The sequence below is a fragment of the Acidovorax sp. SUPP1855 genome, assembly GCF_030158955.1.
Taxonomy (GTDB): Bacteria; Pseudomonadota; Gammaproteobacteria; order Burkholderiales; family Burkholderiaceae_C; genus Paracidovorax.
This window is the reverse complement of record NZ_BQXI01000048.1, coordinates 1-26516: the sequence shown is the minus strand read 5'-3', so window position 1 is coordinate 26516 and position 26516 is coordinate 1. Positions and strand designations below refer to the sequence as shown.

General features: G+C 68.3%; 24 protein-coding genes and 1 tRNA gene. 8 read left to right on the top strand and 17 right to left on the bottom strand.

What is annotated here, in order from left to right:
- Positions 1 to 67 precede the first annotated feature (67 nt).
- From AVMA1855_RS24790 to AVMA1855_RS24770, 5 genes are all read right to left on the bottom strand, one after another.
- Positions 68 to 679: a DUF6402 family protein gene (locus AVMA1855_RS24790; RefSeq protein ID WP_284427733.1), complete on the bottom strand. Its 612-nt coding sequence runs from the start codon at positions 677 to 679 to the stop codon at positions 68 to 70.
- A 328-nt stretch (positions 680 to 1007) separates the two neighbouring features.
- Positions 1008 to 1901, bottom strand: a complete 894-nt coding sequence (locus tag AVMA1855_RS24785; RefSeq protein ID WP_284427732.1) for a c-type cytochrome — start codon at positions 1899 to 1901, stop codon at positions 1008 to 1010.
- Between the two features lie 263 nt (positions 1902 to 2164).
- On the bottom strand, positions 2165 to 3628 hold the full coding sequence (locus AVMA1855_RS24780) for an efflux transporter outer membrane subunit (RefSeq protein ID WP_284427734.1): 1464 nt from the start codon (positions 3626 to 3628) through the stop codon (positions 2165 to 2167).
- A gap of 23 nt (positions 3629 to 3651) precedes the next feature.
- The gene (locus tag AVMA1855_RS24775) at positions 3652 to 6810 is read right to left on the bottom strand and encodes an efflux RND transporter permease subunit (RefSeq protein ID WP_284427731.1); all 3159 of its coding nucleotides are present in this window, start codon (positions 6808 to 6810) and stop codon (positions 3652 to 3654) included.
- A 15-nt stretch (positions 6811 to 6825) separates the two neighbouring features.
- A complete protein-coding gene (locus AVMA1855_RS24770) occupies positions 6826 to 8121 on the bottom strand; it encodes an efflux RND transporter periplasmic adaptor subunit (RefSeq protein WP_284427730.1) in 1296 nt (431 codons plus the stop codon).
- Between the two features lie 215 nt (positions 8122 to 8336).
- Between AVMA1855_RS24770 and AVMA1855_RS24765 the strand changes: the two genes are divergently transcribed.
- Together AVMA1855_RS24765 and AVMA1855_RS24760 are read left to right on the top strand one after the other, a co-directional pair.
- Complete coding sequence (locus AVMA1855_RS24765) at positions 8337 to 9029, top strand: TetR family transcriptional regulator (protein WP_284394426.1); 693 nt, start codon at positions 8337 to 8339, stop codon at positions 9027 to 9029.
- 33 nt (positions 9030 to 9062) lie between these two features.
- A tRNA-Arg gene (locus tag AVMA1855_RS24760) sits at positions 9063 to 9138 on the top strand.
- An 85-nt stretch (positions 9139 to 9223) separates the two neighbouring features.
- On the opposite strand, the gene AVMA1855_RS24755 is transcribed toward AVMA1855_RS24760, so the two are convergent.
- Positions 9224 to 10303, bottom strand: coding sequence for a YihY/virulence factor BrkB family protein (locus tag AVMA1855_RS24755; protein ID WP_284427729.1), 1080 nt, complete (start codon positions 10301 to 10303; stop codon positions 9224 to 9226).
- A 201-nt stretch (positions 10304 to 10504) separates the two neighbouring features.
- Between AVMA1855_RS24755 and AVMA1855_RS24750 the strand changes: the two genes are divergently transcribed.
- The gene (locus AVMA1855_RS24750; RefSeq protein ID WP_272565744.1) at positions 10505 to 10657 is read left to right on the top strand and encodes a hypothetical protein; all 153 of its coding nucleotides are present in this window, start codon (positions 10505 to 10507) and stop codon (positions 10655 to 10657) included.
- Between the two features lie 24 nt (positions 10658 to 10681).
- On the opposite strand, the gene AVMA1855_RS24745 is transcribed toward AVMA1855_RS24750, so the two are convergent.
- The 9 genes from AVMA1855_RS24745 to AVMA1855_RS24705 form a co-directional block, all read right to left on the bottom strand.
- Positions 10682 to 11449: a class II glutamine amidotransferase gene (locus AVMA1855_RS24745; protein WP_284427728.1), complete on the bottom strand. Its 768-nt coding sequence runs from the start codon at positions 11447 to 11449 to the stop codon at positions 10682 to 10684.
- Positions 11450 to 11513: 64 nt separating this feature from the next.
- Positions 11514 to 12980: a DHA2 family efflux MFS transporter permease subunit gene (locus tag AVMA1855_RS24740; RefSeq protein WP_284427727.1), complete on the bottom strand. Its 1467-nt coding sequence runs from the start codon at positions 12978 to 12980 to the stop codon at positions 11514 to 11516.
- Positions 12981 to 13010: 30 nt separating this feature from the next.
- Complete coding sequence (locus tag AVMA1855_RS24735; RefSeq protein ID WP_272549570.1) at positions 13011 to 13199, bottom strand: 4-oxalocrotonate tautomerase; 189 nt, start codon at positions 13197 to 13199, stop codon at positions 13011 to 13013.
- 38 nt (positions 13200 to 13237) lie between these two features.
- Positions 13238 to 13486 (bottom strand): cysteine-rich CWC family protein, encoded by a 249-nt coding sequence (locus AVMA1855_RS24730; RefSeq protein ID WP_284427726.1) that lies wholly within the window; start codon positions 13484 to 13486, stop codon positions 13238 to 13240.
- Between the two features lie 173 nt (positions 13487 to 13659).
- Positions 13660 to 15258, bottom strand: coding sequence for a methyl-accepting chemotaxis protein (locus AVMA1855_RS24725; protein ID WP_284427725.1), 1599 nt, complete (start codon positions 15256 to 15258; stop codon positions 13660 to 13662).
- A gap of 221 nt (positions 15259 to 15479) precedes the next feature.
- The gene (locus AVMA1855_RS24720) at positions 15480 to 17696 is read right to left on the bottom strand and encodes a malate synthase G (protein WP_284427724.1); all 2217 of its coding nucleotides are present in this window, start codon (positions 17694 to 17696) and stop codon (positions 15480 to 15482) included.
- Positions 17697 to 17905: 209 nt separating this feature from the next.
- On the bottom strand, positions 17906 to 19300 hold the full coding sequence (locus AVMA1855_RS24715; protein WP_284427723.1) for a class II fumarate hydratase: 1395 nt from the start codon (positions 19298 to 19300) through the stop codon (positions 17906 to 17908).
- A 4-nt stretch (positions 19301 to 19304) separates the two neighbouring features.
- Positions 19305 to 20288, bottom strand: coding sequence for a tripartite tricarboxylate transporter substrate-binding protein (locus tag AVMA1855_RS24710; protein WP_284427722.1), 984 nt, complete (start codon positions 20286 to 20288; stop codon positions 19305 to 19307).
- A 28-nt stretch (positions 20289 to 20316) separates the two neighbouring features.
- A complete protein-coding gene (locus AVMA1855_RS24705) occupies positions 20317 to 21690 on the bottom strand; it encodes a class-II fumarase/aspartase family protein (RefSeq protein WP_284427721.1) in 1374 nt (457 codons plus the stop codon).
- A gap of 116 nt (positions 21691 to 21806) precedes the next feature.
- Here AVMA1855_RS24705 and AVMA1855_RS24700 point away from each other — a divergent pair, with 116 nt between their 5' ends.
- From AVMA1855_RS24700 to AVMA1855_RS24690, 3 genes are all read left to right on the top strand, one after another.
- Positions 21807 to 22547 carry a GntR family transcriptional regulator gene (locus AVMA1855_RS24700; RefSeq protein ID WP_272565729.1) on the top strand — a complete coding sequence of 247 codons (741 nt, stop codon included), beginning with the start codon at positions 21807 to 21809 and terminating at the stop codon, positions 22545 to 22547.
- 193 nt (positions 22548 to 22740) lie between these two features.
- Entirely contained in the window at positions 22741 to 23712 is a 972-nt protein-coding gene (locus AVMA1855_RS24695) for a LysR family transcriptional regulator (protein ID WP_284394392.1), read from the top strand.
- A complete protein-coding gene (locus AVMA1855_RS24690) occupies positions 23709 to 24497 on the top strand; it encodes a DUF3016 domain-containing protein (protein ID WP_284427720.1) in 789 nt (262 codons plus the stop codon). The genes AVMA1855_RS24695 and AVMA1855_RS24690 overlap by 4 nt, the downstream gene beginning before the upstream one ends.
- Here the strand turns inward: AVMA1855_RS24690 and AVMA1855_RS24685 are convergent.
- On the bottom strand, positions 24437 to 25393 hold the full coding sequence (locus tag AVMA1855_RS24685) for an FmdB family transcriptional regulator (protein ID WP_284427719.1): 957 nt from the start codon (positions 25391 to 25393) through the stop codon (positions 24437 to 24439). The two genes, AVMA1855_RS24690 and AVMA1855_RS24685, sit on opposite strands and share 61 nt — an antisense overlap.
- A 157-nt stretch (positions 25394 to 25550) precedes the next feature.
- On the opposite strand from AVMA1855_RS24685, the gene AVMA1855_RS24680 reads away from it, so the two are divergent.
- Positions 25551 to 26006 carry a DUF2214 family protein gene (locus AVMA1855_RS24680; protein WP_284394754.1) on the top strand — a complete coding sequence of 152 codons (456 nt, stop codon included), beginning with the start codon at positions 25551 to 25553 and terminating at the stop codon, positions 26004 to 26006.
- A 259-nt stretch (positions 26007 to 26265) separates the two neighbouring features.
- Entirely contained in the window at positions 26266 to 26424 is a 159-nt protein-coding gene (locus AVMA1855_RS24675; protein ID WP_284427718.1) for a hypothetical protein, read from the top strand.
- Here AVMA1855_RS24675 and AVMA1855_RS26660 read toward each other — a convergent pair.
- A partial coding sequence (locus AVMA1855_RS26660; RefSeq protein ID WP_349817088.1) for an IS3 family transposase occupies positions 26421 to 26516 on the bottom strand: 96 nt, incomplete at its 5' end. The two genes, AVMA1855_RS24675 and AVMA1855_RS26660, sit on opposite strands and share 4 nt — an antisense overlap.

Genomic DNA, 26516 nt, shown 5'->3' with positions numbered 1-26516 from the left:
CGACCGGCTGGTGTCGTCCCGCCTGCAGGGAACCTCTCAAAACCCCTGTCTCAGCCACTTGGCGCGCTTACAAATCACGAGTTACGGCGTTCAAGCCTTGCAAATTCGGAAGTTTTGAGAGGTTCCCATAGGAGTCCTTGACATAGATGCCCACCTCCTCGATGGTCACCAGATAATTGCCGGTCGGAACCTTCGGTGCCGGGCCTGCGGCAACTTTTTTCTCGGTCATTTCAGCTTCTACGGTTCCGGCCACCACCAGGCGAAACGTGAAGTTGCCCAATGCGGCCCTCAAGTCGTCCATGGGGCCTACTAACATGTCCATGTTTCCGCCAATCACGCGAAATTGAATGGCTTCATTCTCCATGGACTGCAGCATCCTGGGTAGCAAAAAGCGTTGTTTGCCGCTGCCCAGTGCGTTCTTTCGTTTGAGGAGCTTCACAATCTCCCTGCGAGCAGCTTCATTCAGCCAAATGCGTTCCGCGATCAGCGTGTCGTAGACTTGGCGCGCTCGGGAAAAGCCAAGAACCCAATCCATGGTAATGATGTCTGTAGACGCTATACCATTCGAGGGGGATGAGTTTGATGGGTCTGAAAACCACTTTTCCATCAATTGGGCCCCACGCTCCCAATTGTTTGATCGCATCACTGTGGGCAGCTTTGTGATATCAAGCTTGGACATATTATTATCAAGTCATTGAAAGATTCAATTGATAATAACATGGCTCTCACTGGATTTAAAAGTCAAGCAGTGATTTTTGCCTTTTGATTGAACTGATATTTCAATGATTTCAGTTTGAAAGGGAATTTTCGATCGTTTTAACCGAGGTGAAATGTCTGCCCCGTAGAGAATTCCTGCCGGATGCAGATTCATTTGGTTAATGCATAAAAAAGGGACAAGCAATCGCTGTCCCTTTTCTTTTGTGAAGTGCCCTGAGTAATTTTCAAGGCTTACCAAACGGGCATGGAGTTGAATGCCCCGCCTTTTGTGGTAGGTCGGGTCCCTTGTCTTACTTGGCCGCGTTGGCCATGAACTCGACCGCCGCGTGGATGTCCGCGTCCGACGCCTGCGTGCCGCCGCGGGGCGGCATGGCGCCCTTGCCGGCGATGGCGATGCGGGTCATGCCATCGATGCCGTCCTTCAGGCGTTCGGCCCAGGCGGCCTTGTCGCCGAACTTGGGCGCGCCGGCGATGCCGGCGGCATGGCAGACCTGGCATGCCTGCTTATACAGGGCTTCGCCAGCGCCAGCGCCGGCGGCGGCCGTCGTCGTGGGGGCGGCGGGTGCCGCGGCCGGAGCGGGTGCTGCTGCCGCGGTGGCCTGTGCAGCGGAAGCGGGCGCTGCAGCTGCCGTGGGGGCGGCAGCGGCGTCGGAAGCCCCGGTGGCGGCACCGGAGGCCCCTGCGGCTACGGGGGCGGCAGGCTCTTCGAACTTGGCGCCGGCCGCGTTGGCCATATAGGCCACACCGCGCGCGATCTCGGTGTCATTGAAGTCGCCGCCGCCTTGCGGGGCCATCGCGCCCTTGCCGGCGAGGGCGGAATGCACCAGCGCCTCGAACCCGGTCTTGATGCGCGGGCCCCAGGCCGCGGCGTCACCCAGCTTGGGGGCGCCTGCTGCGCCCGTGGCATGGCAGGCGGCGCACTGGCCCTTGAAGACTTCCTCGCCGGGGCGCAGGGGGCGGTTGGCATCGCGCACTTCCACCATGCCCACCTTCTGGATGCGTTCCGCCAGCGCCCGTTCGGGGTTCGCGGCGCCATCGGCCGGCTTGGTGCCCGAGGTCACGTACATCACGAGCCCGATGATGGCGAAGATCGGGACCACAAACGAAAAGAAGACCGTCAACAGCAGTTGCTTGGGATTCTTGATGGGGCCGGTGTGCGCTTCTTCGTGGGGGGTGTCGCTCATGACGTCCTCTATGTATCGGGGGCTTGATGAAACCAGCCGCTGATTATAGGAAGGCTCCCCGGGGCCGGCCGTTAGGGAAAACGGCCGGCTTTTCCTGGCGTTTGCGCTGCGTCAAAGTCTGGCCTGAGACATGGGGCTACCCCCTGGCGGCCGAACCGCGGTGTAAATGCGGCGCCTGAATGCAAACGCCCTGCAAGGAAGGCATCCGTGCAGGGCGTCGAGGGAGGCGGTGGTGGTCCGGACCACCGCCTGGGGGCAAAAGGTCAGGACCCTGCAGCGCGCTCGTCCTGCGGCGTCCAGCCGCCGCCCAGCACCTTGTACAGGGTGATCTGGTTTTGCAGCTGGATGAGCCGCGTCTGCACCACGAGTTGCTCGGAGGTGAACAGCGAGCGCTGGGCATCCAGCAGATCGAGGTAGCTGGACACGCCGTTGCGGTAGCGCAGGTCCGACAGCTGCAGGCGCTTGGCGTCCGCATCCGCCTGGGCGCGCTGCGCTGCCAGCTGTTCCCCGAGGGTGGCCTGGCCTGCGAGGGCGTCGGACACTTCGCGGAAGGCGGTCTGGATCGACTTCTCGTACTGCGCCACCGAGATGGAGCGTGCGGCCCGCGCCGATTCGAGCGTGGCCTGGTTGCGCCCGGCATCGAAGATCGGCAGCGCTAACTGCGGTGCCAGCGAGAAGGCCCAGGATCCGCTCTTGAACAGGCCCGATAGCTCGTTGCTCGCCGTGCCCACGCTCGCGGTCAGCGAGATGCGCGGGAAGAACGCCGCGCGCGCCGCGCCGATGTTCGCGTTGGCGGCGATGAGCTGCTGCTCGGCCTGGCGGATGTCGGGGCGCCGCGTGAGCAGGTCGGACGGCAGGCCTGCCGGCAGCGCCGGCATGGCGGGTGCGTCGGCCAAGCGCGACACCGTGGTGCCCAGGCTGTCACGGATGTCCTGCGGCAGGGGCTGGCCCAGCAGCAGGGCCAGGGCGTTCTCGTCCTGCATGCGCTGGCGCCGCTGCTGCGCATAGGTGGCGCGGGCGGCCTGTGCCAGGCCTTCCGCCTGGCTGTTGTCCAGCTCGGAACTCACGCCGTTTTCCAGGCGCAGGCGCGTCAGCTTGACCGACTCTTCGCGCGTGCCCAGCGTGCGGCGGGAAATGTCGAGCAGCTCCTCGTCGGCCAGCAGGTTGAACCAGGCGGTGGCGACTGACGACACCAGGCTCAGCTGGGTGGACCGGCGGGCCTCCTCGGTGGCGAAATACTGCGCCAGGGCCTGCTCCTTCAAGGCGGCGATGCGCCCGAAGAAGTCGATTTCCCAGGCCGATACCGCCAGGCCGACCTGGTAGCTGTTGGCATACGAGCGCGTGGTCGTGTCGGGCTGGCGCGTCGCGTTGACGGCGGCGTTCACCGTGGGGAACTGGCCGGCGCGCTGGATCTGGAACTGCGCGCGGGCCTGCTCGATGTTGAGCGCGGCCACGCGCAGGTCGCGGTTGTTTTCCAGCGCGATGGCGATCAGCGTCTGCAGGCGTGCATCGGCGAAGTATTCCTTCCAGTCGATGTCCGCGGCGGCCTTGGCCGTTTCGGCGCCGCCGGCGGCCGCGTCGTTGGGGAACGCCTGCGGCACCGGAGCGGCGGGCCGCTCGTAGGTCGGGATGAAGCTGCAGCCCGCCAGCACGGCAGCGGCAGCCACCACGCTCAGCAGGGGGCGTGCGATGCGCGCACTAGCGCGCAGGGACGAGGGATGGGGCATGGGGGTCTCCAGCGGATCGGTCGTCATTCAAGGTTTTCCGTGGCATGGCGGTGCTGGACCTGCTTGGCGTCGTGCTCCTGCTGGCGCTTGCTGCCCTTGAAGAAGGTGCGCACCAGCACGAAGAACACGGGCACGAAGACCACGGCCAGCACGGTGCCGGTGATCATCCCGCCGATCACGCCGGTACCGATGGCACGCTGGCTGGCCGAGCTGGCGCCCGAGGCGATGAACAGCGGCACCACGCCCAGCGTGAACGCCAGCGAGGTCATGATGATCGGCCGGAAACGCAGGTGGGCGGCTTCGAGGGCGGCCTCCAGTGCGCTCTTGCCCTCGGCCTGCAGGTCCTTGGCGAACTCCACGATCAGGATCGCGTTCTTCGCCGACAGGCCGATGATGGTCACCAGGCCGATCTGGAAGTACACGTCGTTCGACAGCCCGCGCATTAGCGTGGCCAGCAGCACGCCGAGCACGCCCAGCGGCACCACCAGCAGCACCGACACGGGAATCGTCCAGCTTTCATACAGCGCGGCCAGGCACAGGAACACCGCCAGCAGCGAGAAGGCGTAGAGGATCATGGCCTGGGAGCCGGCGAGCTTTTCCTCGCGGGACTGGCCCGTCCACTCGAAGCCGAAGCCGGGCGGCAGCTGGCCGGCCAGGCGTTCCATCTCGTTCATCGCATCGCCGGTGGTGAAGCCGGGACCGGCATCGCCCGCGATCTTGATGGACGGGTAGCCGTTGTAGCGCACCGTCTGCATCGCGCCGGTGATCCAGCGCGTCGTTGCGAAGGTCGACAGCGGCACCGTCTGGCCCTGGCTGTTCACGACCGGCAGGTCCAGCACCGATTCCGGGCGCATCCGCGCCGCCGCGTCGGCTTGCACCACGACGCGCTGCAGGCGGCCCTTGTTCGGGAAGTCGTTGATGTAGCTCGAACCCAGCGCGGTCGAGAGCGCCGAGCTGATGCTGTCGAAGCCGATGCCCAGGGCGTTGGCCTTGTCGCGGTCGATGTCGATCTGCATCTGCGGCGCATCTTCCATGCCGTCGGGGCGAACGCCCGCGAGGACCTTGCTCTGCCCGGCCATGCCCAGCAGCTGGTTGCGCGCCCCCAGCAGCGCCTCGTGCCCCTGGCCCGCACGGTCCTGCAGCCGGAAGTTGAAGCCGGTGCCCGTGCCCAGTTCGGGAATGGGCGGCGGGCTCAGCGCGAAGATGAAGGCATCGCGGATACCGGAGAGGGCGCCGAAGGCGCGGCCAGCCACGGCCGAGGCCGCATGCTCGGCGCCGGAGCGCTCGCTCCAGTCCTTCAGGATCACGAAGGCCAGGCCCGCGTTCTGGCCCTGGCCGGAGAACGAGAAGCCCGCCACGGTCACGATGTTCTCGACCTCGGGCTGCTTGAGCATGTAGCCCTCGACCTGCTTGAGCACCTCGCTGGTCCGCGACTGCGCGGCGCCGGGCGGCAACTGCACGTTGGTGATGATGTAGCCCTGGTCTTCGTTGGGCAGGAACGAGGTCGGCAGGCGCATGAACACCACCGCCACCGCGCCGATCAGCGCGAGGTACACGATCATCATGCGGCCGCCGCGGCGCAGCATCTTGCTCAGGCCGCTCTCATAGCCGTGCGTGGCGTTCTTGAACGAACGGTTGAACCAGCCGAAGAAGCCTTTCTTCTCGGCATGGTGCTCGGGATCGATCGGCTTGAGCAGCGTGGCGCAGAGGGCCGGTGTGAGCGACAGCGCGAGGAACGCCGAGAAGGCGATCGACGTGGCCATCGTGGCCGCGAACTGGCGGTAGATGTTGCCGGTGGAGCCGGCGAAGAACGCCAGCGGCACGAACACCGAGATCAGCACCACGGTCACGCCGATCACGGCGCCCGAGATCTGACCCATGGCCTTGCGGGTGGCCTGCAGCGGCGGCAGGCCTTCCTCGGCCATGATCCGTTCGACGTTCTCCACCACCACGATGGCATCGTCCACCACGATCCCGATCACCAGCACCATGCCGAACATGGTCAGCACGTTGATCGAAAAGCCCATGGCCATCAGCACGCCGAAGGTGCCCAGCAGCGCCACTGGCACCACGATGGTCGGGATGATGGTGTAGCGGAAGTTCTGCAGGAACAGGAACATCACGATGAACACCAGCACCACGGCTTCGATCAGCGTGTGCACCACCTTCTCGATCGAGACGGACACGAACTTGGAGGTGTCGTACGGCACCACGTAGTTCACGCCCTGCGGGAAGAACTTCTTGAGCTCTTCCAGCTTGGCCTTCACCGCCTTTGCCGTGGCCAGGGCATTCGCAGACGGCGTGGGCTGCACGCCCAGGCCCACGGCGTCCTTGCCGTTCAGGCGCGCGCTGGTGTTGTAGCTCTGCGAGCCCAGCTCGATGCGGGCCACGTCCCTGAGGCGGACGGCCGAGCCGTCCGTGTTGGCGCGCAGCACGATGCGGCCGAACTCTTCGGCCGACGACAACTGGCCCTGCACCACGATGGTGGCCGCCACGGGCTGGCCCGTCTCGGCCGGCAGATCGCCCAGGTTACCGGCGGACACCTGCGCGTTCTGCGCGCGGATGGCGGCGTTGACCTGGTCGAGCGACAGGTTGAAGCCCTTGAGCTTGGCCGGGTCCACCCAGATCCGCATGGCGCGTTCCGAGCCGAACTGCGTGAGCGTGCCCACGCCGGCCACGCGCTGCAGTTCGGGAACCACGTTGCGCGCCGCGTAGTCGTTCAGCGCCTCGATGCTCACGTCGGGGCTTTCCGTCGTGAGCATGGCGAACATCAGGAAGTTGGAGCGCGACTGCTCCACGCGCACGCCCTGCTGGGTCACGGCGCTCGGCAGCCGCGGCGTGGCGCGCGAAAGCCGGTTTTGCACGTCCACCTGCGCGAGGTCGGCATTGGTGCCGGGCTCGAAGCTCAGCACGATGCTGCCGGTGCCGTTGGCCTGGCTGGTCGTCTCGACGTAGGCCAGGCCGCTCGCACCGTTCATCTCGCGCTCGATGACGGCCAGCACGCTGTCCTCCAGCGTCTGGGCGTTGGCGCCGGGATAGGCCACCGACACCTGGATGGTCGGCGGCGCGACGGCGGGGTACTGCGCGATCGGCAGCCGCGTGATGGAGATGGCCCCCATCACGATGATGAAAATGGTGATCACCCACGCGAAGATGGGGCGCTCGATGAAGAACTTGGCCATGTGCCGCGCTCCTTCTTATGGCTTGGCCGGGGCGGCAGCGGAAGCGGCGGACGCAGCGGGAGCCGCCGCAGAGGCGGGCGCGCCGGGCGCCGCGGCGCCAGCGCCGCCGGCCTGCCAGGCCACGGGCTGCACCACGATCGGATCGCCGGGCTTGCCGCGCGGCAGCTTCTGGAAGCCGTCCACCATGACCTTCTCGCCCGTCTGCAGGCCTTCGAGCACCACCCAGTTCGTGCCCTGGGCCGGCCCGAGCTTGATGGGGCGCGGCGTGAGGTGGTTGTCCGCGCCCACCACCATCACGGTGTCGCCCTTGGCGGAGCGGGTCACGGCCTGCTGCGGCAGCAGCACGCCGCCGGCCACCTGGGCCTGCTCCAGGCGCACGCGCACGTAGAGCCCGGGGAGCAGCTGGCGATCGGTGTTGGGGATCTCGGCGCGCAGCGTGACCTGGCCGCTGGTCGGGTCCACCGTCAGGTCGGTGAAGAGCAGCTTGCCGGTCTGGGGATAGAGGCTGCCGTCTTCCAGCACGACGCTCACGCTGGCCGAGCCCTTGCCGGCCTGCTTGTACTTGCCGCTGGCCAGGCCCGCCTTGAGCTTGAGTGCTTCGGAGGCGGACTGCGTGAAGTTCACGTACAGCGGGTCGATCTGCTGGATGACTGCCAGCTCGGTGGCCGAGCCCTGGCCCACCAGCGCGCCTTCGGTCACCAGCGCACGGCCGATGCGGCCGGAAATGGGGGCGGTCACGGCCGCGTAGCCCACGTTGATCTGCGCCGTTGTCACGGAGGCGCGGGCGGCGGCGAGGTTGGCTTCGGCGGTCTTTTGCGAGGCGACGGCGTTGTCGTATTCCTGCTTGCTGATCGCGTTGACCGCCACGAGCGGCTTGTAGCGCTCGGCCAGTGCGCGGGTCTGGGCCACGTTGGCATCGGCTTGCGCCACGCTCGCCCGGGCGCTTTCCAGCGAAGCCCGGTAGGGCGCGTCGTCGATGGCGAAGAGCTTCTGCCCGGCCTTCACGTCGCTGCCTTCGGTGAACAGGCGTTTTTGCAGGATACCCGCGGCCCGTGCACGCACTTCGGCGACGCGGGAGGCTTCCAGCCGGCCGGGCAGCTCGGTCACGAGGCCCACGTCGCCGGGCGCCACGGTGACCACTCCCACCTGGGGCGGGGGAGGCGCACCGCCACCGGCCTGGGCCGGGGCTTCGCTCTTGCCGCAGGCCACCAGGACGGTGGCGGCGACCAGGCTGAGGCAAAGGGCCACGACCCGGCGTGCGGGGTGGAGGGCGGCAGCGGAAACGCCAAGATCGTCACTGAGGCGAAGCATGAAAGTCCTTCCGGAAATGCGCTGATTGAAAAGGCCATGCAGGCACGGAGATGTCTTTGATCGGCATCAACCACGCAGATGGCCCTTGAATTCGGTGCGCGATTATACATACAAACATGAATGTATAATTGCTGCGGAGCGCTGGCGCCGCCCTTTCCACGGGGTGGGCAATGCCAGAAAAACGCGGACATCGAACACAAAAGGAGACATGCCCCATGGCCCGACGCACCAAAGAAGACGCCGTTGCGACACGCAATAGTTTGCTGGATGCGGCCGAGCAGGTCTTTTACCAGAAGGGTGTGTCGCACGCGTCGCTCAACGAGATCGCGCAGGCCGCCGGCGCCACGCGGGGCGCCATCTACTGGCATTTCAAGGACAAGGTCGATCTGTTCAACGCGATGATGGAGCGCGTCACCCTGCCGCTGGAGCGCGCCAACGGCGAATGCGAGAGCAACGAAGACATGGCGCCGCTGCAGCGCATGCGCGGCGTGATCGACCTGGTGCTGCGCAACCTGGCGCAGGACCAGCGCATGCAGCGTGTCTTCGAGATCGCTTTCTTCCGGGTGGAATACGTCGAGGAACTGGCGGGCGTGCGCGACCGGCACATCGCCGCCTGCGGCGCCTTCCGCGAGCAGCTCGCCAACGACCTGCGCCTGGCCGCCGAAAGCCAGAAGGTGCAGCTGCCCATGCCCCCGCAGATCGCGGCCATCGCCTTGCAGGCGATCTTCGAAGGGCTGCTGCAGGGCTGGATCCTCAATCGCGCCAATTTCGACCTCCCGGCGACCGGCCGTGCCTCGGTGGACGCCTACCTGCGCGGGCTGGGGCTGGAGCTGCCCCCGCTGCCGGACTGGCTGCAGGACTGCTCTTTGCGGGACGTGTGCCCGCACGCTGCGAGGGCCGTGCCATAATCACCGACTGATCGGGCCGCAATGGCCCGCTGTGCGGCTGTAGCTCAGTGGATAGAGTATTGGCCTCCGAAGCCAAGGGTCGTGGGTTCGATCCCCGCCAGCCGCACCATCGATGATCGCCGCAGTGCCGGACAACGCACTGGGTTCTCCCCCTTTTCCCATTCTTCCGATTCGCGTCCGGCATTACCGCCGCATCAGCGGCGCCTGCGCACCGCATCGCGCTTTTCACGCCGCTCCAGCCACAGCGACAGCGCCACGCGCGCGGCCAGCAGGGCCACGGTGGTGGCCAGGGCGCCGGTGGACAAGGGCGCTGCCGGAGCCGCTTGCATGGCGGGCGCGGGCAAAGGTGTGACGGGCGTGAGCGCCGAGTTGGCGTCGGACCCGCCCTTGCGGGGTTCGACCGGGTCGAGCAAGGCCTCGGGGGCGGAGGCATGCGAGCCGCGCTCGGCCGCGTACACCTTGGTGAATTCCGCGCCCAGCAGGAAGATCTGCGCGGCGTAATACACCCAGATCAGCACGACCGCGATGGCGCCGGCGGCGGCATAGGTCGAGCTCAGGCCCGCCTTGCCCACATACAGGCCGATCAGCACCTTGCCCACCTCGAACAGCACGGCGGTCACCGCGGCGCCCACCCACACGTCGCGCCAGGCGATCGGCACCGAGGGCATGAACTTGAAGATCATCGCGAACAGCACGCAGCTGATGCTCATCGACAGCAGGGTGTTGATGCCCATCAGCATCAGCTCCCAGCCCGGCATCAGGGCGCCGAGCCACGTGCCCGCCGCCGCCACCGCGGCGCTGACTGTGAGCGAGGCCATGAGCAGGAAGGCCAGGCCGAGGATCAGCCCGAACGACAGGAAGCGCGCGCGCAGCAGGCCCCAGATGCCGCTCGGTTTGGCGGGCTCCGGCACGTGCCAGATGCGGTCGAGCGCGCTCTGGATCTCGCCGAACACCGTGGTCGCGCCGATGCCCAGCAGCACCAGGCTGATGGTGCTGGCGATGATGCCTTCTGTGGGCTCGCGGGCGCTTTTGATGAGGCCCTGGATGGCGAGCGCGCCGTCGCGCCCCACCAGGCCGGAGATCTGTCCTTCGATGGTGCCGCGCACCGCGTCCTGTCCGAACACGGCACCGGCGATGGAGATCACGATGACGAGCAGCGGCGCAATGGAGAACGCGGTGTAGTAAGAGATGGCGGCCCCCATGCTGGGGGCGTAGTCGTCGAGCCAGGCCTGGCAGGATTTCTTGGCGAGTCGAAAAAGGGTCGAGGCGTTCATTGCGGTTCCGGGATCAGGCCTCTGGTGTAACCAATCGCATTGCCGCAGGCTGTAGGAGGGGGCCGGAAGCGCCCTTCGCCGGCCCCGTTCGTTCCCCACGGGGAGCCCGTCCGATGCCGGGCGAGGGCGCCGTCCCACACGGTGGTTGCTGCAGGCGGTGCGGTAATCCGGTCATTCCCAGAACCTTTGCGAGGTCCGTGCATGTCCCGTTCGCACCGCCAGTGTTCCGATAAAGCCAAGCCCCGGGAGATCAAGCGCCAGCGCCAGCGGGAGGCGATGTTCAAGCCGGCCGGGCGGGGCGGCGTGCCGTTCTATCCCGACCCCGAACCGCCCGTGTGGAAACCGCTGGGCTGATGCTGCGGCCGCTGTGCCGGCGCGCTACGGCGTGACGCAGGCCCCGTCCACGAACACCCGCAACTCGCCGCTCTGGAACGCGGTCCATTGCTCGTCGCTGGTGAGCGGCGCGGTCACGACGACGGCCACGCGGTCCTGCGGCGTGGTGTGGGCGGAAAAATCGATGCGCAGGTCCTCATCGCACAGGCGCGCCTGCGAGAAAGGGTGGTGCCGCTCGATGTAGTAGAGCTGCGTGGAGGCATGCGCCCACAGCGCCTGGCCGTTCGACAGCAGGAAGTTGAACGTGCCGTGCGGGGCGATGCGCGAGGCCAGTTCGCGCAGGGTGATGGTCAGCTCCGGAATGCTGGGCACGCCCGCGTGGGACTTGGCCAGCTCCTGCATGATCCAGCAGAAGGCGTGCTCGCTGTCCGTCGTGCCCACGGGGTGGAAGTGCGAATGCAGCCGCGGACGGAAGTCCTTGATGTCGCCGTTGTGCGCGAACACCCAGTACCGGCCCCACAGCTCGCGCACGAACGGGTGGCAGTTCTGCAGCGAGACGCTGCCCTGCGTGGCCTTGCGGATGTGGGCGATGACGTTGCGGCTCTGGATGGGGTAGCGGCGGATCAGCTCGGCCACGGGCGAGTCCACCGCGCGCTGGTGGTCCACGAAATGGCGCAGGCCCTTGTCTTCGAAGAACGCGATGCCCCAGCCGTCGGAATGGTCCGCCGTGTTACCGGCACGCTGTGCGAACCCCGTGAAGCTGAACGTCACGTCGGTCGGCGTGTTGGCATTCATTCCGAGCAACTGGCACATGGCGGGCTTTGGGAGAAAAGAAAGGAAAAGAACGAAGGACGAAAGGCGGGGGACGGGATCGGGTTCAGCGCCCCGGCGCCGCGGCTTTGGGCGCGCGCAACTGCCACGCGGCCACCAGCGCCAGCAGGCACAGGCCGGTGAGCAGCAGGAAGGTTTCGCCGAAGGCGGCGATGCGCGCCGGGCTGCTGACCGCGTTCTGCAGCGAGTCGCCATGCGCGGCGATGCGCCATTCGAGCACGATCCCGCACAGGCTCACGCCGGCCGCGCCGCCCAGCATGCGCACGAAGCTGATGGCGCTGGAGCCCTGCGCGATGAGCGGCTTGGCCAGCGGCCGCATGGCGCCCAGGTTGAGCGAGGGCAGGATGAAGCCGAGCCCGATGCGGCCCAGCACCGCGAAGACCACCAGCATCCACAGCCCGCTGGTCAGATCGACCAGCACCATGAGCGCGAACGAGATCGCCAGCAGCGCCAGGCCCGTGCCCACCAGCCAGTGCGTGGGGTGGCGGTCGGCCAGCCGGCCCACGATGGGAATGGTGATGGCCAGCACGATGCCCGCCGGCAGCATGATGGTGCCCACGTGCGAGGCCGACAGCTGCAGTCCCAGCTGCATGAACACCGGCAGCAGGTAGGTGGAGCCGAAGAGTGCCGTGCCGTAGATGAAGGCCACGATGCTGCCCATGGCGAACTGCCGGTATTCGAACAGGCGCAGGTCCATGAGCGGCGTGGCGCCGCGCGCCAGTTGCCGGCACTGCCACGCGATGAAGACGGCCAGGGCCGCGAAGGCCGCCAGCAGCAGCGCGCAGGCCTGCAGGCCCGGCCCGCCGTGCAGCGCCACCAGGCCGTTGAGCAGGCACAGCGTGCCGACCGCGCCCAGCACCAGCCCGCGCCAGTCCAGCGCGTTGCCGGACTGGCCGGCCACGGCGCCGCCGGGGCTGCTGACCGGCACGAACCGGTAGGCCAGCGCGATGGAGGCGATGCAGAACGGCACCACCATGAAGAAGATCGAGCGCCAGCCGAACCAGTCCACCAGCAGCCCGCCGATGCTCGGGCCGATGGCCGGAGCCAGGACCACGCCCATGCCGAAGATGCCGCTCGCGCGGCCCTGCTCGTGCGGCTGGAAGGCGTAGAGGATGATGACCGCCGGAATCGGCTGCACCACGCCCGCGGCCAGCCCTTCGAGCACCCGGGCGGCCAGCACCAGCCCGTAGTGGCTGGCCACGCCGCCGCCGATGCCGCCCACCAGCAGCAGCACCATGGCGCCCACGTAGGTCGCGCGGTAGCCGAAGCGGGCCAGCAGCCACGGCGTGGTGAGCATGGCGACCGTGGTGGCCACCATGAAACCCGACGACACCCATTGCGCGCGTTCCTGGCCGAGTGTGAAGTAGTGGCTCATGTCGGGAATGGCCACGTTCACGATGGTCGACGACATGATGGAGGCCATCGTGCCGACCATCACGGACAGCAGGAGCAGCCAGCGGTAGCGCTCGCCGTACCGTTCGCGCAGCAGGGCGGTGGAGCCGGGACCGGTCATCGGGCAGGGATCAAGAAGGGACCGGCGGGATCAGGTTCGCTCGGACCAGAGCTTTCCGCCGGTGGCCCAGTTCTCGCGCTTGACGTCGGTGATGAGGATGTCCACAGAGTCGGGCGAGCCGCCGAGGATTTCCACCGAAACGCGGGTGATCTCTTCCACCAGCTTCTTCTTCTGTTCGATGGTGCGGCCTTCCATCATTTCGATGTGGTACGTCGGCATGTCGGTCCTTCAGGGGAGTTCAAAAAAGGGAGCGGCCATCATATCGGCGCGCCGGTTGCTGCGCCCTGTGGCGCGGAGCCCGTTCCGGCCGCGCACCGGGGGCACAGGCAGGCGGTGCCGCGCTGGCCAGGGGCCAGCTGCGCCAGGGCCTGCGCGGACACTGCGGCCACCATGCACCAGCAATCCGCGGCGGGGGTGCCGGCCTCGATGGCGCACTGGTTGCGCCCGCCGCACAGGGGGCAGCGGGAGGGGTCCAGCGGGGCAGGGGAGGGCGGTGCAGCGGTCATGGCGTCGGGGCAAGGCGCCAGTGTAGACCGCGCCAGCGCGGCGGGGTGCCGCACAAGGGAATGGGTGAAAATGCCTTCCAGCACATATTCTTCTAAGGCATATTGCTATCAATTAAATAGCATTCGATTGCCCGCCGGTGCCCGCGCCGGGCACCGGCCATCGCCCGTTCGCGTCAGCCCGCGAGGGCCGGCGCGTGGCGCGCTGCCGCGAGCGCCGGGCCGTCGGCTTTGCCGACGCGAAACACCGCCACCGCGCGCACCAGTTGCGCCGTCTGCGATTTCAGCGAGCCGGTGGCCGCAGCCGCCTCTTCGACCAGCGCCGCGTTCTGCTGCGTCACGGTGTCCATCTGCGAGATGGCCTGGTTGACCTGCTCCAGCCCGGTGGTCTGCTCCTGGCTGGCCACGCTGATCTCGCCCACGAGGTCGGTCACGCGGCGTACGCCGTCCACCACCTCGCGCATGGCTTCGCCGGCCTGCTCCACCAGCCGGTTGCCCGAGTCCACGCGCTGCACCGAGTCGTCGATCAGACCCTTGATCTCCTTGGCCGCCGCCGCGCTGCGTTGCGCCAGCGTGCGCACCTCGCCCGCCACCACCGCGAAGCCGCGGCCCTGCTCGCCGGCCCGGGCGGCTTCCACGGCCGCGTTCAGCGCCAGGATGTTGGTCTGGAAAGCGATGCCGTCGATCACGCCGATGATGTCCACGATCTTGCGCGAGGCCGCGTGGATTTCGCCCATCGTGGAGACCACGTTGCCCACCACCTCGCCGCCGCGCACGGCCTTGTCCGAGGTGGCCTGCGCGAGCTGGTTGGCGGTGCGCGCGTTGTCGGCGTTCTGGCGCACGGTGGCGGTCATCTGCTCCATGGACGCGGCCGTCTGCTGCAGCGCGCTGGCCTGCTCTTCGGTGCGGCTGGACAGGTCCAGGTTGCCGCGCGCGATCTCGCTGGAGGCCACGGCGATGCCTTCGGCCCCGTGGCGCACCTGGCCCACGGCGGTGCGCAGCTGCTCGCCCATGGCGTTCAGCGTGCGCAGCAGCTGGCCGGTCTCGTCCTGCGCGGTGCTGTCGGACGACACGGTGAGGTCGCCCGTGGCCACGGTCTTGGCCATGGCGACGGCGTCGTGCAGCGGGTGGGTGATGCTGCGGGTGATTCCCACGGCCAGGGCCAGCGCGATCAGGGTGGCCAGCGCGCCCAGGATGATGAGCTGCAGCCGTCCGCTCTGGTAGTTGGCCTGCACGTCCTGGGAGGATGCGTTGATCTCGGCACGCTGGAAGTCCAGCAGGGCCTGCAGCGCCTGCAGGTACTGCTCGCCCGCGGGGGTGAAGTCGGTGTTCAGGATGCGCTCGGCGTCTTCCGAACGGCCTTCGGCCTTGGCCTTGTAGATGGCGTCGCGGGCGACGACGAAGCGCTTGCGCTCTTCGCCGACCTTGTCGAACAGGGCCTGCTCCTGCGGGCTGCTGATGAGCTTGGACAGCTGGCTCTGCTGCTCGGACGACATCTTGGAGGCCGTCGCGTTGTCCGCCGCGAACTGCTGCGCCAGGGTGGAGTCGGTGCTGCGGGCCACCACGCTGTGGCGGCGCACGTTGCTGAAGATGGTGCGGTACCAGTCGGAGATGAGCCGCTCCTTGGTCAGGGGCAGGGCCATCATCGAAGCCGTCTCCTGCGCCACCGACTGCAATTTCCAGGTGCCCACGCCCAGCATGGTGACGATGAAGAGGATGAGCACGCCGAAGGCCAGGCCCAGGCGTTTTCCGATGGAAATGTTTTGGAGGTTCATGGTGAGGCTAGGGAAAACCCTTGGTTGGTGGGCGATTCTCTCCGCATTGCTCTAGCGCAACTACAAACCCTTACGCCTTGCCGGAACATATGGATTTACCCGGATACCCCTGTTAAGCCGTGTTTTTCGGGCGCCCAACGAAAACGGGGCACCCGGATGGGTGCCCCGTCGAAGGGGGCCGGCACGCGGGGCGCCGGCCGGGCGGAAGGTGCCGAGCCGCTTCAGCGCACGGCGGCGCCGGCCTTCACCTTCAGCCGCCAGGCGTGCAGCAGGGGCTCGGTGTAGCCGCTGGGCTGCTCCACGCCCTTGAAGACGAGGTCGCACGCGGCCTGGTAGGCGGCCGACTCGGCGAAGCGCCCGGCCATCTTCTGGTACAGCGGATCTCCGGCGTTCTGCTGGTCCACCACGGCGGCCATGCGCTCGAAGGTTTCGCGCACCTGCGCTTCGGTCACCACGCCGTGCAGCAGCCAGTTGGCCATGTGCTGGCTGCTGATGCGCAGCGTGGCGCGGTCCTCCATCAGGCCCACGTTGTGGATGTCGGGCACCTTGGAGCAGCCCACACCCTGGTCGATCCAGCGCACCACGTAGCCCAGGATGCCCTGGGCGTTGTTGTCCAGCTCCTGTTGCTTTTCGGCATCGCTCCACTGCGGCGTGGCGGTGACCGGCACCGTGAGCAGGCCGGTCAGCAGGTTGTCGCGCTCGGCGTTGGCGTCGGTCTTTTCCAATGCCTTCTGCACCTCGGCCACGTTGACCTGGTGGTAGTGCAGCGCATGCAGCGTGGCGCCCGTGGGGCTCGGGACCCAGGCGGTGTTGGCGCCGGCCTTGGGGTGGGCCATCTTCTGTTTGAGCATCTCGGCCATCAGGTCGGGCATGGCCCACATGCCCTTGCCGATCTGCGCCTTGCCCCGCAGGCCGCACGACAGGCCCACGAGCACGTTGTTCTTCTCGTACGACTGGATCCAGGCGCTGGCCTTCATGTCGCCCTTGCGCACCATGGGGCCGGCCTGCATGGCGGTGTGCATCTCGTCGCCCGTGCGGTCCAGGAAGCCGGTGTTGATGAACGCCACGCGCGCCGAGGCCGCGGCGATGCAGGCCTTGAGGTTGACGCTGGTGCGGCGCTCCTCGTCCATGATGCCCAGCTTGACGGTGTTTTCGGCCAAGCCCAGCAACTGCTCCACGCGGCCGAACAGGTCGCTGGCGAAGGCCACCTCGGCCGGGCCGTGCATCTTGGGCTTGACGATGTAGACGCTGCCCTTGCGCGAGTTGCGGATGCCGCCCTGCCCCTTGCCCTGCAGGTCGTGCAGCGCGATGGTGGTGGTGACCACGGCGTCCAGGATGCCTTCGGGAATCTCGCGCTGCGTGCCCTGCGCATCGGTCCACAGCACGGCCGGGTTGGTCATGAGGTGGCCCACGTTGCGCAGGAACATGAGCGAGCGGCCGTGCAGGCGCACCTCGCCGCCGCCATCAGGCGCGGTATAGATGCGGTCCGGGTTCAGGCCGCGCGTGAAGGTCTTGCCGCCCTTGCTCACCTGCTCGGTGAGGTCGGCCTTCAGGATGCCCAGCCAGTTGGCGTAGCCGTTGACCTTGTCCTCGGCATCGACGGCGGCCACGGAGTCTTCCAGGTCCAGGATGGTCGAGAGCGCGGCTTCCACCACCAGGTCGCTCACGCCGGCGGGATCGGTCTTGCCGATGGGCGTGCTGCGGTCGATCTGCAGATCCAGGTGCAGGCCGTGGTGGCGCAGCAGCACGGACGAAGGCGCCGACGCCTCGCCCTGGTAACCCACGAACTGGGCCGGTTCCTGCAGGCCGGTGGTGCCGCCGCCCTCCAGCGCGACGACCAGTTGGCCGCCTTCCACCCGGTAGCCGGCGGCGTTCTTGTGCGTGCCCTGGGCCAGCGGCGCGGCCTGGTCGAGCACCTCGCGGGCGAACGCGATCACGCGGGCGCCCCGCACGGGGTTGTAGCCCTGGCCTTTTTCGGCGCCGTCGGTCTCGGGGATGGCGTCGGTGCCGTAGAGCGCGTCGTACAGCGAGCCCCAGCGCGCGTTGGCCGCGTTGAGCGCATAGCGTGCGTTCAGGATCGGCACCACCAGCTGCGGGCCGGCCTGCGTGGCGAGTTCGTCGTCCACGTTGGCGGTGGTGGCCTGCACGTCGGCCGGCTGGGGCACCAGGTAGCCGATCTGTTCGAGGAAGGCGCGGTATGCCGCCATGTTCTGCACCGGGCCCGGGTTGGCGCGGTGCCAGGTGTCGAGTTCGGACTGCAGGCGGTCGCGCTCGGCCAGCAGGGCGATGTTGCGCGGGGCCAGGTCGGACACCAGCGCGCTGAAGCCTTTCCAGAACGCCTCGCTGTCCACGCCCGTGCCGGGCAGCACCCGGTCTTCGACGAAGCGGTGCAGGGAGGTGGCCACTTGCAGGCCGTGAACGGTGGTGCGGTCGGTCATGGAGGTCTCTTGGGTCTGGGAAAGGGGGGATGCGAACCGGCAACGGCCGCCAGGGACCGTCACCACGATGTCGACCCACTGTATTGCAAATCTTTCCAGACATAAACCGCCTGAAAATCTCAGAACCAGTGACTTTTACGCACAAATGAAGAAAGCGGCGGCGGGGTCCGGGCAGGGTGCGCCGCCGCCCGGAGCGCCTGGGGTAGCCGTCAGCCGGGGCCGGCCATGGCCCGCGCGTCCACCCTTCGGTCGTACTCGTCGCCCGTGAGAAACCCCAGCGCCACGGCGGCGGCCTTCGGCGTGATGCCGCGTTCCATGGCCTCGCGCGTGATGCGGGCCACGCGGTCGTAGCCCAGCACCGGGTTCAGGGCGGTGGCCAGCAGCAGGGCGTTGTCCACGTTGGCGGCCAGGCGCTCGGTGTCGGCCTCGATGCCCTGCACCAGCTGCTCGGAGAACACGCGGGCGCTGTCGGCCAGCACGCGGATGGACTGCAGCAGGTTGTAAATGAGCACCGGCTTGGCCACGTTCAGCTCGAAGTGGCCCGATGCGCCGGCCAGCGTGATGGTGGTGTGGTTGCCCATCACCTGCCAGGCGGCCTGCGCCACCACCTCGGCGATGGTCGGGTTGCGCTTGCCCGGCATGATCGACGAGGTGAGCCCGTCGTCCGGGATGCGCAGCTCGCCCAGGCCGCAGCGCGGGCCCGAGCCCAGGAGCCGCAGGTCGTTGGCGATCTTGGCCAGCGACGCGGCGACCACGTTCAGCGCGCCGGACACCTCCACCAGCGCATCGTGCGCGCCCATGCCCTCGAATTTGCTCGGGTTGGGCGTGAAGGCCATGCCGGCGAGCGCGCTGGCCTCCTCGCAGAACGCCACGTCGAAGCCGGGCGGCGCATTCAGTCCCGTGCCGGCCGCGGTGCCACCCTGCGCCAGCAGGCACAGGCGGGGCAGCGTGGCGTGCAGCCGGTCGATGCCATGGCCCACCTGGCGGGCGAAGGCGTCGAAGCCCTGGCCCAGCGTCATGGGCACGGCGTCCATCAGGTGGGTGCGCGCGATCTTCAGCACGCCGGCGAAGGCGGTGGCCCTCTCCTGCAGGCGCGACTGCAGCAGCGCGAGCGCGGGCACCAGTCGGTCGCGCAGCTCCAGCGCCGTCGCCAGGTGCATCACGGTCGGAAAGCTGTCGTTGGACGACTGCGAGGCGTTCACGTGGTCGTTCGGGTGCACCGGGCTGCGCGTGCCCGGCGGCTGGCCCAGGCGCTGGTTGGCGCGGTTGGCCAGCACCTCGTTGGCGTTCATGTTGGTCTGCGTGCCCGAGCCCGTCTGCCAGATGGTGAGCGGAAAGTGCGCATCCAGCAGGCCGGTGCGCAACTCCTCGGCGGCGGCCTCGATGGCGTCGGCGCGCAGGGCGTCCAGCGTGCCCAGGCGGCGGTTGGCGCGGGCCGCGGCCTGCTTTTGCAGGCCGAAGGTGTGCAGCAGGCAGGCCGGGAACCGCTCCTCGCCGATGTCGAAGACCGCGAGCGCGCGCTGGGTCTGCGCGCCCCACAGGCGGTCGGCGGGAATCTCGACCGGCCCGAAGGCGTCGTGCTCGGTGCGGGTGGCGGCACCCATGCGGTCAGTCCAGCGAGATCCTGGCCTCGGCCGCCACCTTGCGCCAGCGCTCCACCTCGGTGGCGGTGTGTCTGGCCAAGGCGTCCGGCGTGTACTGGTCGTCCGGCAGCATGCGGATGCCCTGCGCGGCCATCTTGTCCGTCCAGGCCTTGTCGGCCAGGGCCTTGGTGTAGGCCTGGTAGACCTTCTGGATGGCCTCGCGCGGCGTGCCCTTGGGGGCGTAGATGCCGTACCAGGTGGCGGTCTCGAAGCCGGGAATCACCTTCTGGCCCAGCGGGGGCACGCCCGGGAACTGCGGCATGGCCTTGTCGGAGGTGAGCGCCACGGCGCGCACGCGCTCCCCGGCCAGTTGGGGCAAGGCGGTGTTGGTCTGGTCGAACATGGCATCGACCTGGCCGGCCACCAAGTCGGTCATGGCCGGAGCCGCGCCCTTGTACGACACGGAGGTGATCTCGACCTTCGCGCGGCTGGCGAACAGCGCCGCCACCAGGTGCGAGGTGGAGCCCACGCCGGCGTTGCCGAAGTTGAGCTTGCCCGGGTTCTGCTGGCCGTAGGCGATCAGGTCCTCGGCCGTCTTGTACGGCGAGTTCTTGCCCACCAGCAGCACCAGGGGCGTGTCGGGGAAGCGGAAGACGGCGTCGAAGTCCTTCACCGGGTCGTAGGCCAGCTTCTTGTACAGCGAGGGCGCGGCGCCCATGTACCCCATGTGGCCGACCAGGAAGGTGTAGCCGTCTGCCGGCGCGCGCGCCGCCTTGGCGCTGCCGATGGTGCCGCCGGCGCCCGGCGTGTTCTCGATGATGATCTGCTGGCCCAGCTGCGTGCTGGTGCGCTGCGCGATGTCGCGCGCCATGGCGTCGGTGGGGCCGCCGGCGGCGAAGGGCACGATCCAGGTGAGCGGCTTGGCGGGGTAGCCCTGCGCCTGGGCGGCGAAGGCGAGGGTGGCGGCGGCCAGCGCCACGGCGGCGCGGCGGAAGGTCGAAGGTTGCATGCTTGTCTCCGGTTGACTTTCTTGGGAATCAGCTTGTCTGCGCGCGCGACAAGGCCAGGGCGCGGTCCACCATCCCGGGCGCGGCGCCCAGGTAGTTGCGGGGATCGGTGAGGCGGTCGATCGCCGCGCGGTCGAAGTGCGCCGACACCTCGGGCAGCCGCGCCAGCGCTTCGGCCAGCGTGCCGCCCTGCGTGTTCACGGTGCGGCAGGCGCCGTAGACGATGTCGTGCGCCTGCTGGCGGCCGGTGAACGGGGCCAGGCCCATCATCACGGCCTCGGCCACGATCAGGCCGTCCGTCATGTCCAGGTTCCTGGCCATGCGGTCTTCGTTGACGATCAGGCCGCCGAGCATGAAGCGCGCCTGGTTCAGGGCCCCGGCGGTGAGCACGAAGCTCTCGGGAATGGCGATCCATTCGGCATGCCACGGGCCGGTGGCGCGCTCCAGGTCCTGCACCATGGCATCCAGCATCAGGCCGGCATGCTGGCGCACGGACTTGGAGGCCGCCAGCATCAGCTCGCTGGAGATCGCATTGCGCTTTTGCGGCATGGTGCTGCTGGCGCCGCGGCCGGGCACGAAAGGCTCGAACACCTCGCCGAACTCGGTGGCTGACAGCAGCATCACGTCGTAGGCGATCTTGCCCAGCGAGCCGGTCACCAGGGCCAGGAAGTTCACCGCCTCGGCCAGGCCGTCGCGCGCCACGTGCCAGGTGGTGGCGGGCACGCCCAGCTGCAGCTCCTCCATCAGCAGGCCCTGCACCTCCAGCCCGCGCTCGCCCAGCGAGGCCAGCGTGCCCGCTGCGCCGGCGAACTGGCCGACGAGCACACGTTTTTTCAGCTCCTGCAGCCGCTCGGCATGGCGGTCGAACATCGCCAGCCAGATGGCGGCCTTGTAGCCGAAGGTGATGGGCAGCGCGTGCTGCAGATGGGTGCGCCCGGCCATGGGCGTGTCGCGGTAGCGCTCGGCCAGGCCGGCCAGGATGCCGCGCAGGGCCGCGATGTCGGCCTCCACCAGCGCCAGCGCGTCGCGCACCTGCAGCACCGTGGCCGTGTCCATGATGTCCTGGGTGGTGGCGCCCCAGTGCACGTAGCGGCCGGCGTTGCCGCACTGCTTCACCAGCTGGTGCACCAGCGGCAGGATGGGGTAGCCGACAATGTCGGTCTCCTGGCGCAGCAGCTCGAAGTCGAGCGCGTTCAGGTCGCAGCGCGCGGCGATCTCGCGGGCCGCTTCGGCCGGAATCACGCCGCAGCGGCCCTGCGCGGCGGCCAGCGCCACCTCCACTTCGATGTAGCGGGCGATGAGCGTGCGGTCGGCGAAGATCGCGCGCATGGCGGGCGTGCCGAAAGCGTCGCGAAAGAGCAGCGAGTCGATGGCGGTGCTGGAGGCGAGGGCAGGGGTGGTCATGGTGTCGGTGGGTTGCGTCGGCGTCCGCAGGTGATTAAGTTCGGACATATGAATTATTGTGTTTATGTACGTACATAAAGAAAATTCGGGTTTACCCCGGATGGAAGGCTGCGCCCATGGCTGAGCCGCGCTACGCGCTGGTGGCGCGCCATCTGTCGGAACGCATCGCCGCGGGCGAATACGTGGTGGGCGCACTGCTGCCGACCGAGCTGGAGCTGTGCGACCGCTACGGCGTGAGCCGCCACACGGTGCGCGCCGCGATCTCGGAACTGCAGCAGTCCGGTCTGGTGTCGCGCCGCAAGAAGGTGGGCACGCGCGTGGAGGCGGCCACGCCCAATGCGCACTACCAGCAGACGTTGGCCTCGCTGGACGACCTGGTGCAGTTCGGCGCCACGCACGTGCGCGAGGTGCGCCGCATCGAAGAGGTGGTGCTCGACCGCGACCTGGCCGCCGAGCTGGGCTGCGCCGCCGGCAGCCGCTGCCTCGCCATCGCCAGCCTGCGCCGGGACGGTGCCGCGCCGCACCTGCCCATCGCCTGGACGGTGGTCTATGTGGATGCGGCCCGCTTCGACGCGCGGGAACTAGCCGAACACGTGCGCGCCGCGCCCGACGTGCTGGTCAGCAGCCTGCTGGAGGCGCAGTACGGCCTGCGCATCGCCAAGGTGCGGCAGGACATCGTGGGGGCACTGGTGCCGGAGTCGCTGGCCGAGGAGCTGCAGGCGCCCGCCGGTTCCGCGGCGCTGAAGATCGTTCGCCGCTACGTGGACACCGGCGGCGAGCTGATGGACGTGAGCGTGACGCTGCACCCGGCCAGCCGCTACACGCTGTCGATGCAGCTCACCCGCGCGGCCGTCTAGGCGCGGCTGCGGGAGCGATCGGCGCGGGGCGGCGCGGCCCCGTGCGATTCATGGGGCAGGATTTGCTATTATTTTGATAGCTATATGCCCTAGAATTGATTGCACTGGTGCCCGATTTCGCTTGAAGTCCTACGTCAGCAATCAGCGCGGAACCCGCATGCATCCGTGACATCCATCCGCATAATCGGCGCCCATGGACAAGCTCAAGGCCTTCGAGTCATTCGTGTCGGTGGCAACGCGCGGCAGCCTCACCGCGGCCGCCAAGGCCGAAGGCGTGGCCCCGGCCATCATGGGGCGCCGGCTCGATGCGCTGGAAGAGCACCTGGGGGTCAAGCTCATGGTGCGCACCACGCGGCGCATCCACCTCACGCACGAGGGCAGCGCCTTCCTCGAAGATTGCCAGCGCCTGCTGTCCGACGTGGCGAATGCCGAGGCCAGCGTGTCCGCCGGCGGCGTCAAGGCCACCGGGCACCTGCGCATCACCGCGCCGGCGGGTTTCGGGCGGCGCCACGTGGCGCCGCTGGTGCCGCGCTTTCGCGACCTGCATGCCGAGGTGACCATCTCGCTCAACCTGAGCGACCGCGTGGTCGATCTGGCCGGCGAGGGGTTCGACTGCGCGGTGCGCGTGGGTGACCTGCCCGATTCTTCCCTGGTGAGCGTGCGCATCGCCGACAACCGGCGCCTGTGCGTGGCCACGCCGGCGTACCTGGCGCGCCACGGTACGCCGCGCCACCCGGGCGACCTGGCGCAGCACGCCTGCCTCACGCTCTCCAGCGACGCCTCGCAAACGCGCGGCTGGGCCTTTCGCATGCCCGCGGCCGAGGGCGGCGGCACCGAGGTCGTGCACTTCAAGCCCGGCGGGCCGCTGGACTGCTCGGACGGGCAGGTGCTGCACGACTGGTGCCTGGGCGGCTGGGGCATCGCCTGGCGCAGCACCTGGGAGGTCGAGGCCGAGATCGCCGCGGGCCGCCTGGCCGCCGTGCTGGAAGACTTCGCCGCGCCGCCCAACGGCATCTACGTGGTCTTTCCCCAGCGCAAGCACATGCCGCTGCGCGTGCGGCTGTGGATCGATTACCTCAAGCACCATTACGGCCAGCCTGAGTTCTGGCGCCGCACGGCGGGCCCTGCCGCCGCCCCATCCACCCAAGAAGGAGCCTTGCCATGACCCACCATTCCCCACCGACGCGGCGCGGCGCGGCGGCGCGCGCCGCGGGCATGGCCTGGCCGGGTCGCGGCCGGGCGGGCGCGGCGCTGGCCCTGCTGGCGGCCGCCGCAATGCTGGCCGGCTGCGCGGGCGGGCCGCCAGCGGCCCCGGAAGCGCCCCAGGCGCCCGTGGCGGGCCGAAGCCCGGCCCCGGAATCCGCACGGCCGGCCGCTCCCGGCCCCGGGCCTGCCGCGGTACGCGGCGCGCAGGCGATTCCTCCGGGCATCGTCAGCGTGGAGTACGACGAGCCGTCCCGTTTCAGCGATGCCCGCATGGGGCCGCATGAGTCCGAGCGCGCGCGCCGGGCGTGGGTCGATGCCCTGTGCCAGCACCTGTCCGAACGCGCCGCCGCCGCGCTGCCAGATGGCGAGCGGCTGGCGGTGCGCATCACCGATGTGCAGCGCGCGGGCGGGTTCGAGCCCGGGCGCTGCGCGCAGCTGGCGCAGGTGCGCATCGTGCGCGACGTGTATCCGCCGCGCATCGACCTGGAGTTCCAGCGGACGGCGGCCGATGGCCGCGTGCTGCAGTCCGGTCGCCGCGAGCTGCGCGATCCTTCGTTCCTGTCTCGCGCGGGGCGGGGCGGCAGCGATCCGCTGCGGTATGAAAAGGCGCTGCTCGACGACTGGGTGCGCCACGACATCGGGGCGCCGGCGCCCCGTTGCGCTGCCTTCGCGGCCTGCGCGGGTCAGCGGCCGGGCCCGACGACCGCCGGGTCCTTCAGTGCCGTGTTGATCCGGTCGATGTAGGCGCTGGCGTTGGCATTGCCCGGGTCGGGGTTGCCCGACACGTAGTACGCCAGCCCCTGCTGCAGGCCGCCATGGTCGGCCACGCGCTGGGCCAGGTTGGACGCGGCCATGCGCAACTGCGTCGTCACGCTGCCCTGGTATTGCTCGGTGGACACCGTCTGGCCGCCGACCCGTTCGTTGCCGGGACCACCATCCGCCCATTCGCGGCCGTCCAGGAACTTGCGGGAAATCTGCCCCAGGCCGATGGAGGTGTTGTTCTCGCCGGCGCGGCCCAGGTCGCCTTCCAGCTTCATGGCGCCCTGGAAGCCCTTGGAGAAGGCGTTGGATTCCACCTCCAGCTGGGCGCGGAACAGGTTGGGGTCGAGGCCGTATTCCCTGGCCGTGGCATCGGCCGCCTTGCCGAAGTCCGCCTGGGTCTGGATCTGCGCGTCCTTTTGCGACTCGTCGCCGCGCAGCACCGGCTCGAATTTCGGGTGGACCTTGCCCGCGCCTTCCGCCACGCTCTGCGTGCCGAAGTCGTTGCCTGCCGTGCCGCTGCCGGGTGCGGCAGGGCTGGCCGCGGGTGCCGGTGCGGGGGCCGTGCCGGCGGTGCTGTTTTGCGTGGGCGTAGGCGCTGGAGGGGCCGATGGGGTGCTGGCCGGGCCGGCCGACGGGCTGGGGGCCGGGCTGGGTGATGTGCCGGAGGACGGGCTCGCAGCGGGTGCGCTGGCGGGGCTGGCAGCCGGCGCGCCGCTGGATGGGCTGGACGGCGCATCGTCTTTCTTGCTGAGCTTTTCCAGCAGGCTGACGAGCAGCATTTCCAGGACCTTCTTGACCAGGTCCTGTGTGTCGGACTTGCCCTGGCCGTCCTTGAACAGAGTGCTGAGCTGCGTGTGGGAAATCGATGGGATCGGCATGGACATGCCTCGCAAGAATGGTGAAGCCGTCACTGTTGCGCCTTCCTCGGCGATCCCGCGCGTGCATCCGAAGCGCTGCACGGGCAAGCGAAACGCGGCGCAGGCGTTGCCGTGGGCGCGCTACCATCGCGCCGCCCCCAACTCCAAGGAACGCCACATGACCACCGAAGCCCTGTTGGCCTATGCCCATTTCCTGGCCATTCTCACCATGGTCACCTTCCTGGCCAGCGAAGCCGCGCTGTGCCGCCCGGCCTGGCTGAACGCGGCCGCGGTGGAGCGGCTGGCGCAGCTGGACCGGTTCTATGGCATCGCGGCCCTGGCCGTGCTGGCCACGGGGCTGGCCCGCGTCGGCTGGGGCATCAAGGGCGCGCAGTGGTATGGAATGCAGCCGCTGCTGCATGTGAAGGTGGGGCTCTTCGTGGTGGTCGGGCTGATCTCCATCGCGCCCACCCTGCGGTTCCTGCGCTGGCGCAAGGCCCTGCGCGCCACGGGTGCGCTGCCGGACGAGGCGGCGATCCGCAGCACCCGGCGCCTGGTCATGATCGAGGCGCACCTGCTGGTGCTGATCCCGCTGGCGGCCACGTTCCTCGCGCGGGGCGTCGGCACCCGCTGAACGCCCCGCGCCCAGTGCTATTGGGTAGTTGTCGCCCACCATGGAGGCGATTCATGACGGAGTACACGGTCTGTTGGGGGCTTCTGGCGTGCATTTTTCGTGTTGGCGTTTGTGTTACGCCACAACGATGCTCCATTAATGTGTCGCACTGTTCTTGTTGTGACATGTAACGTCACAATGCTATTTGGGGGTGACGGGAGAGCCTCTCGTTGCGGTGAACAAAAATGACACCTTGCTGGTGAAACGAGGGCGCACAAGCATGAGCCAGACGTTGAGGACGATGGTCGATGTGGTGGATATCCTTTTGGATACCGCAAATTTCCGGATCGGACAGCACGACAGCCAAAAGACGGCCCGTGAGGCGATCCTCGCGGAGCAAGGAATGGGCTTCCCCCGGTTTCCCGGACGGTTTGCCTAGCCCATTAAGCGCTGCCGCTCTTCGAATTGAACCGGGCTGAGGTAGTCCAATTTGGAGTGTTTTCTGAACGGGTTGTAGAACCGCTCGATATA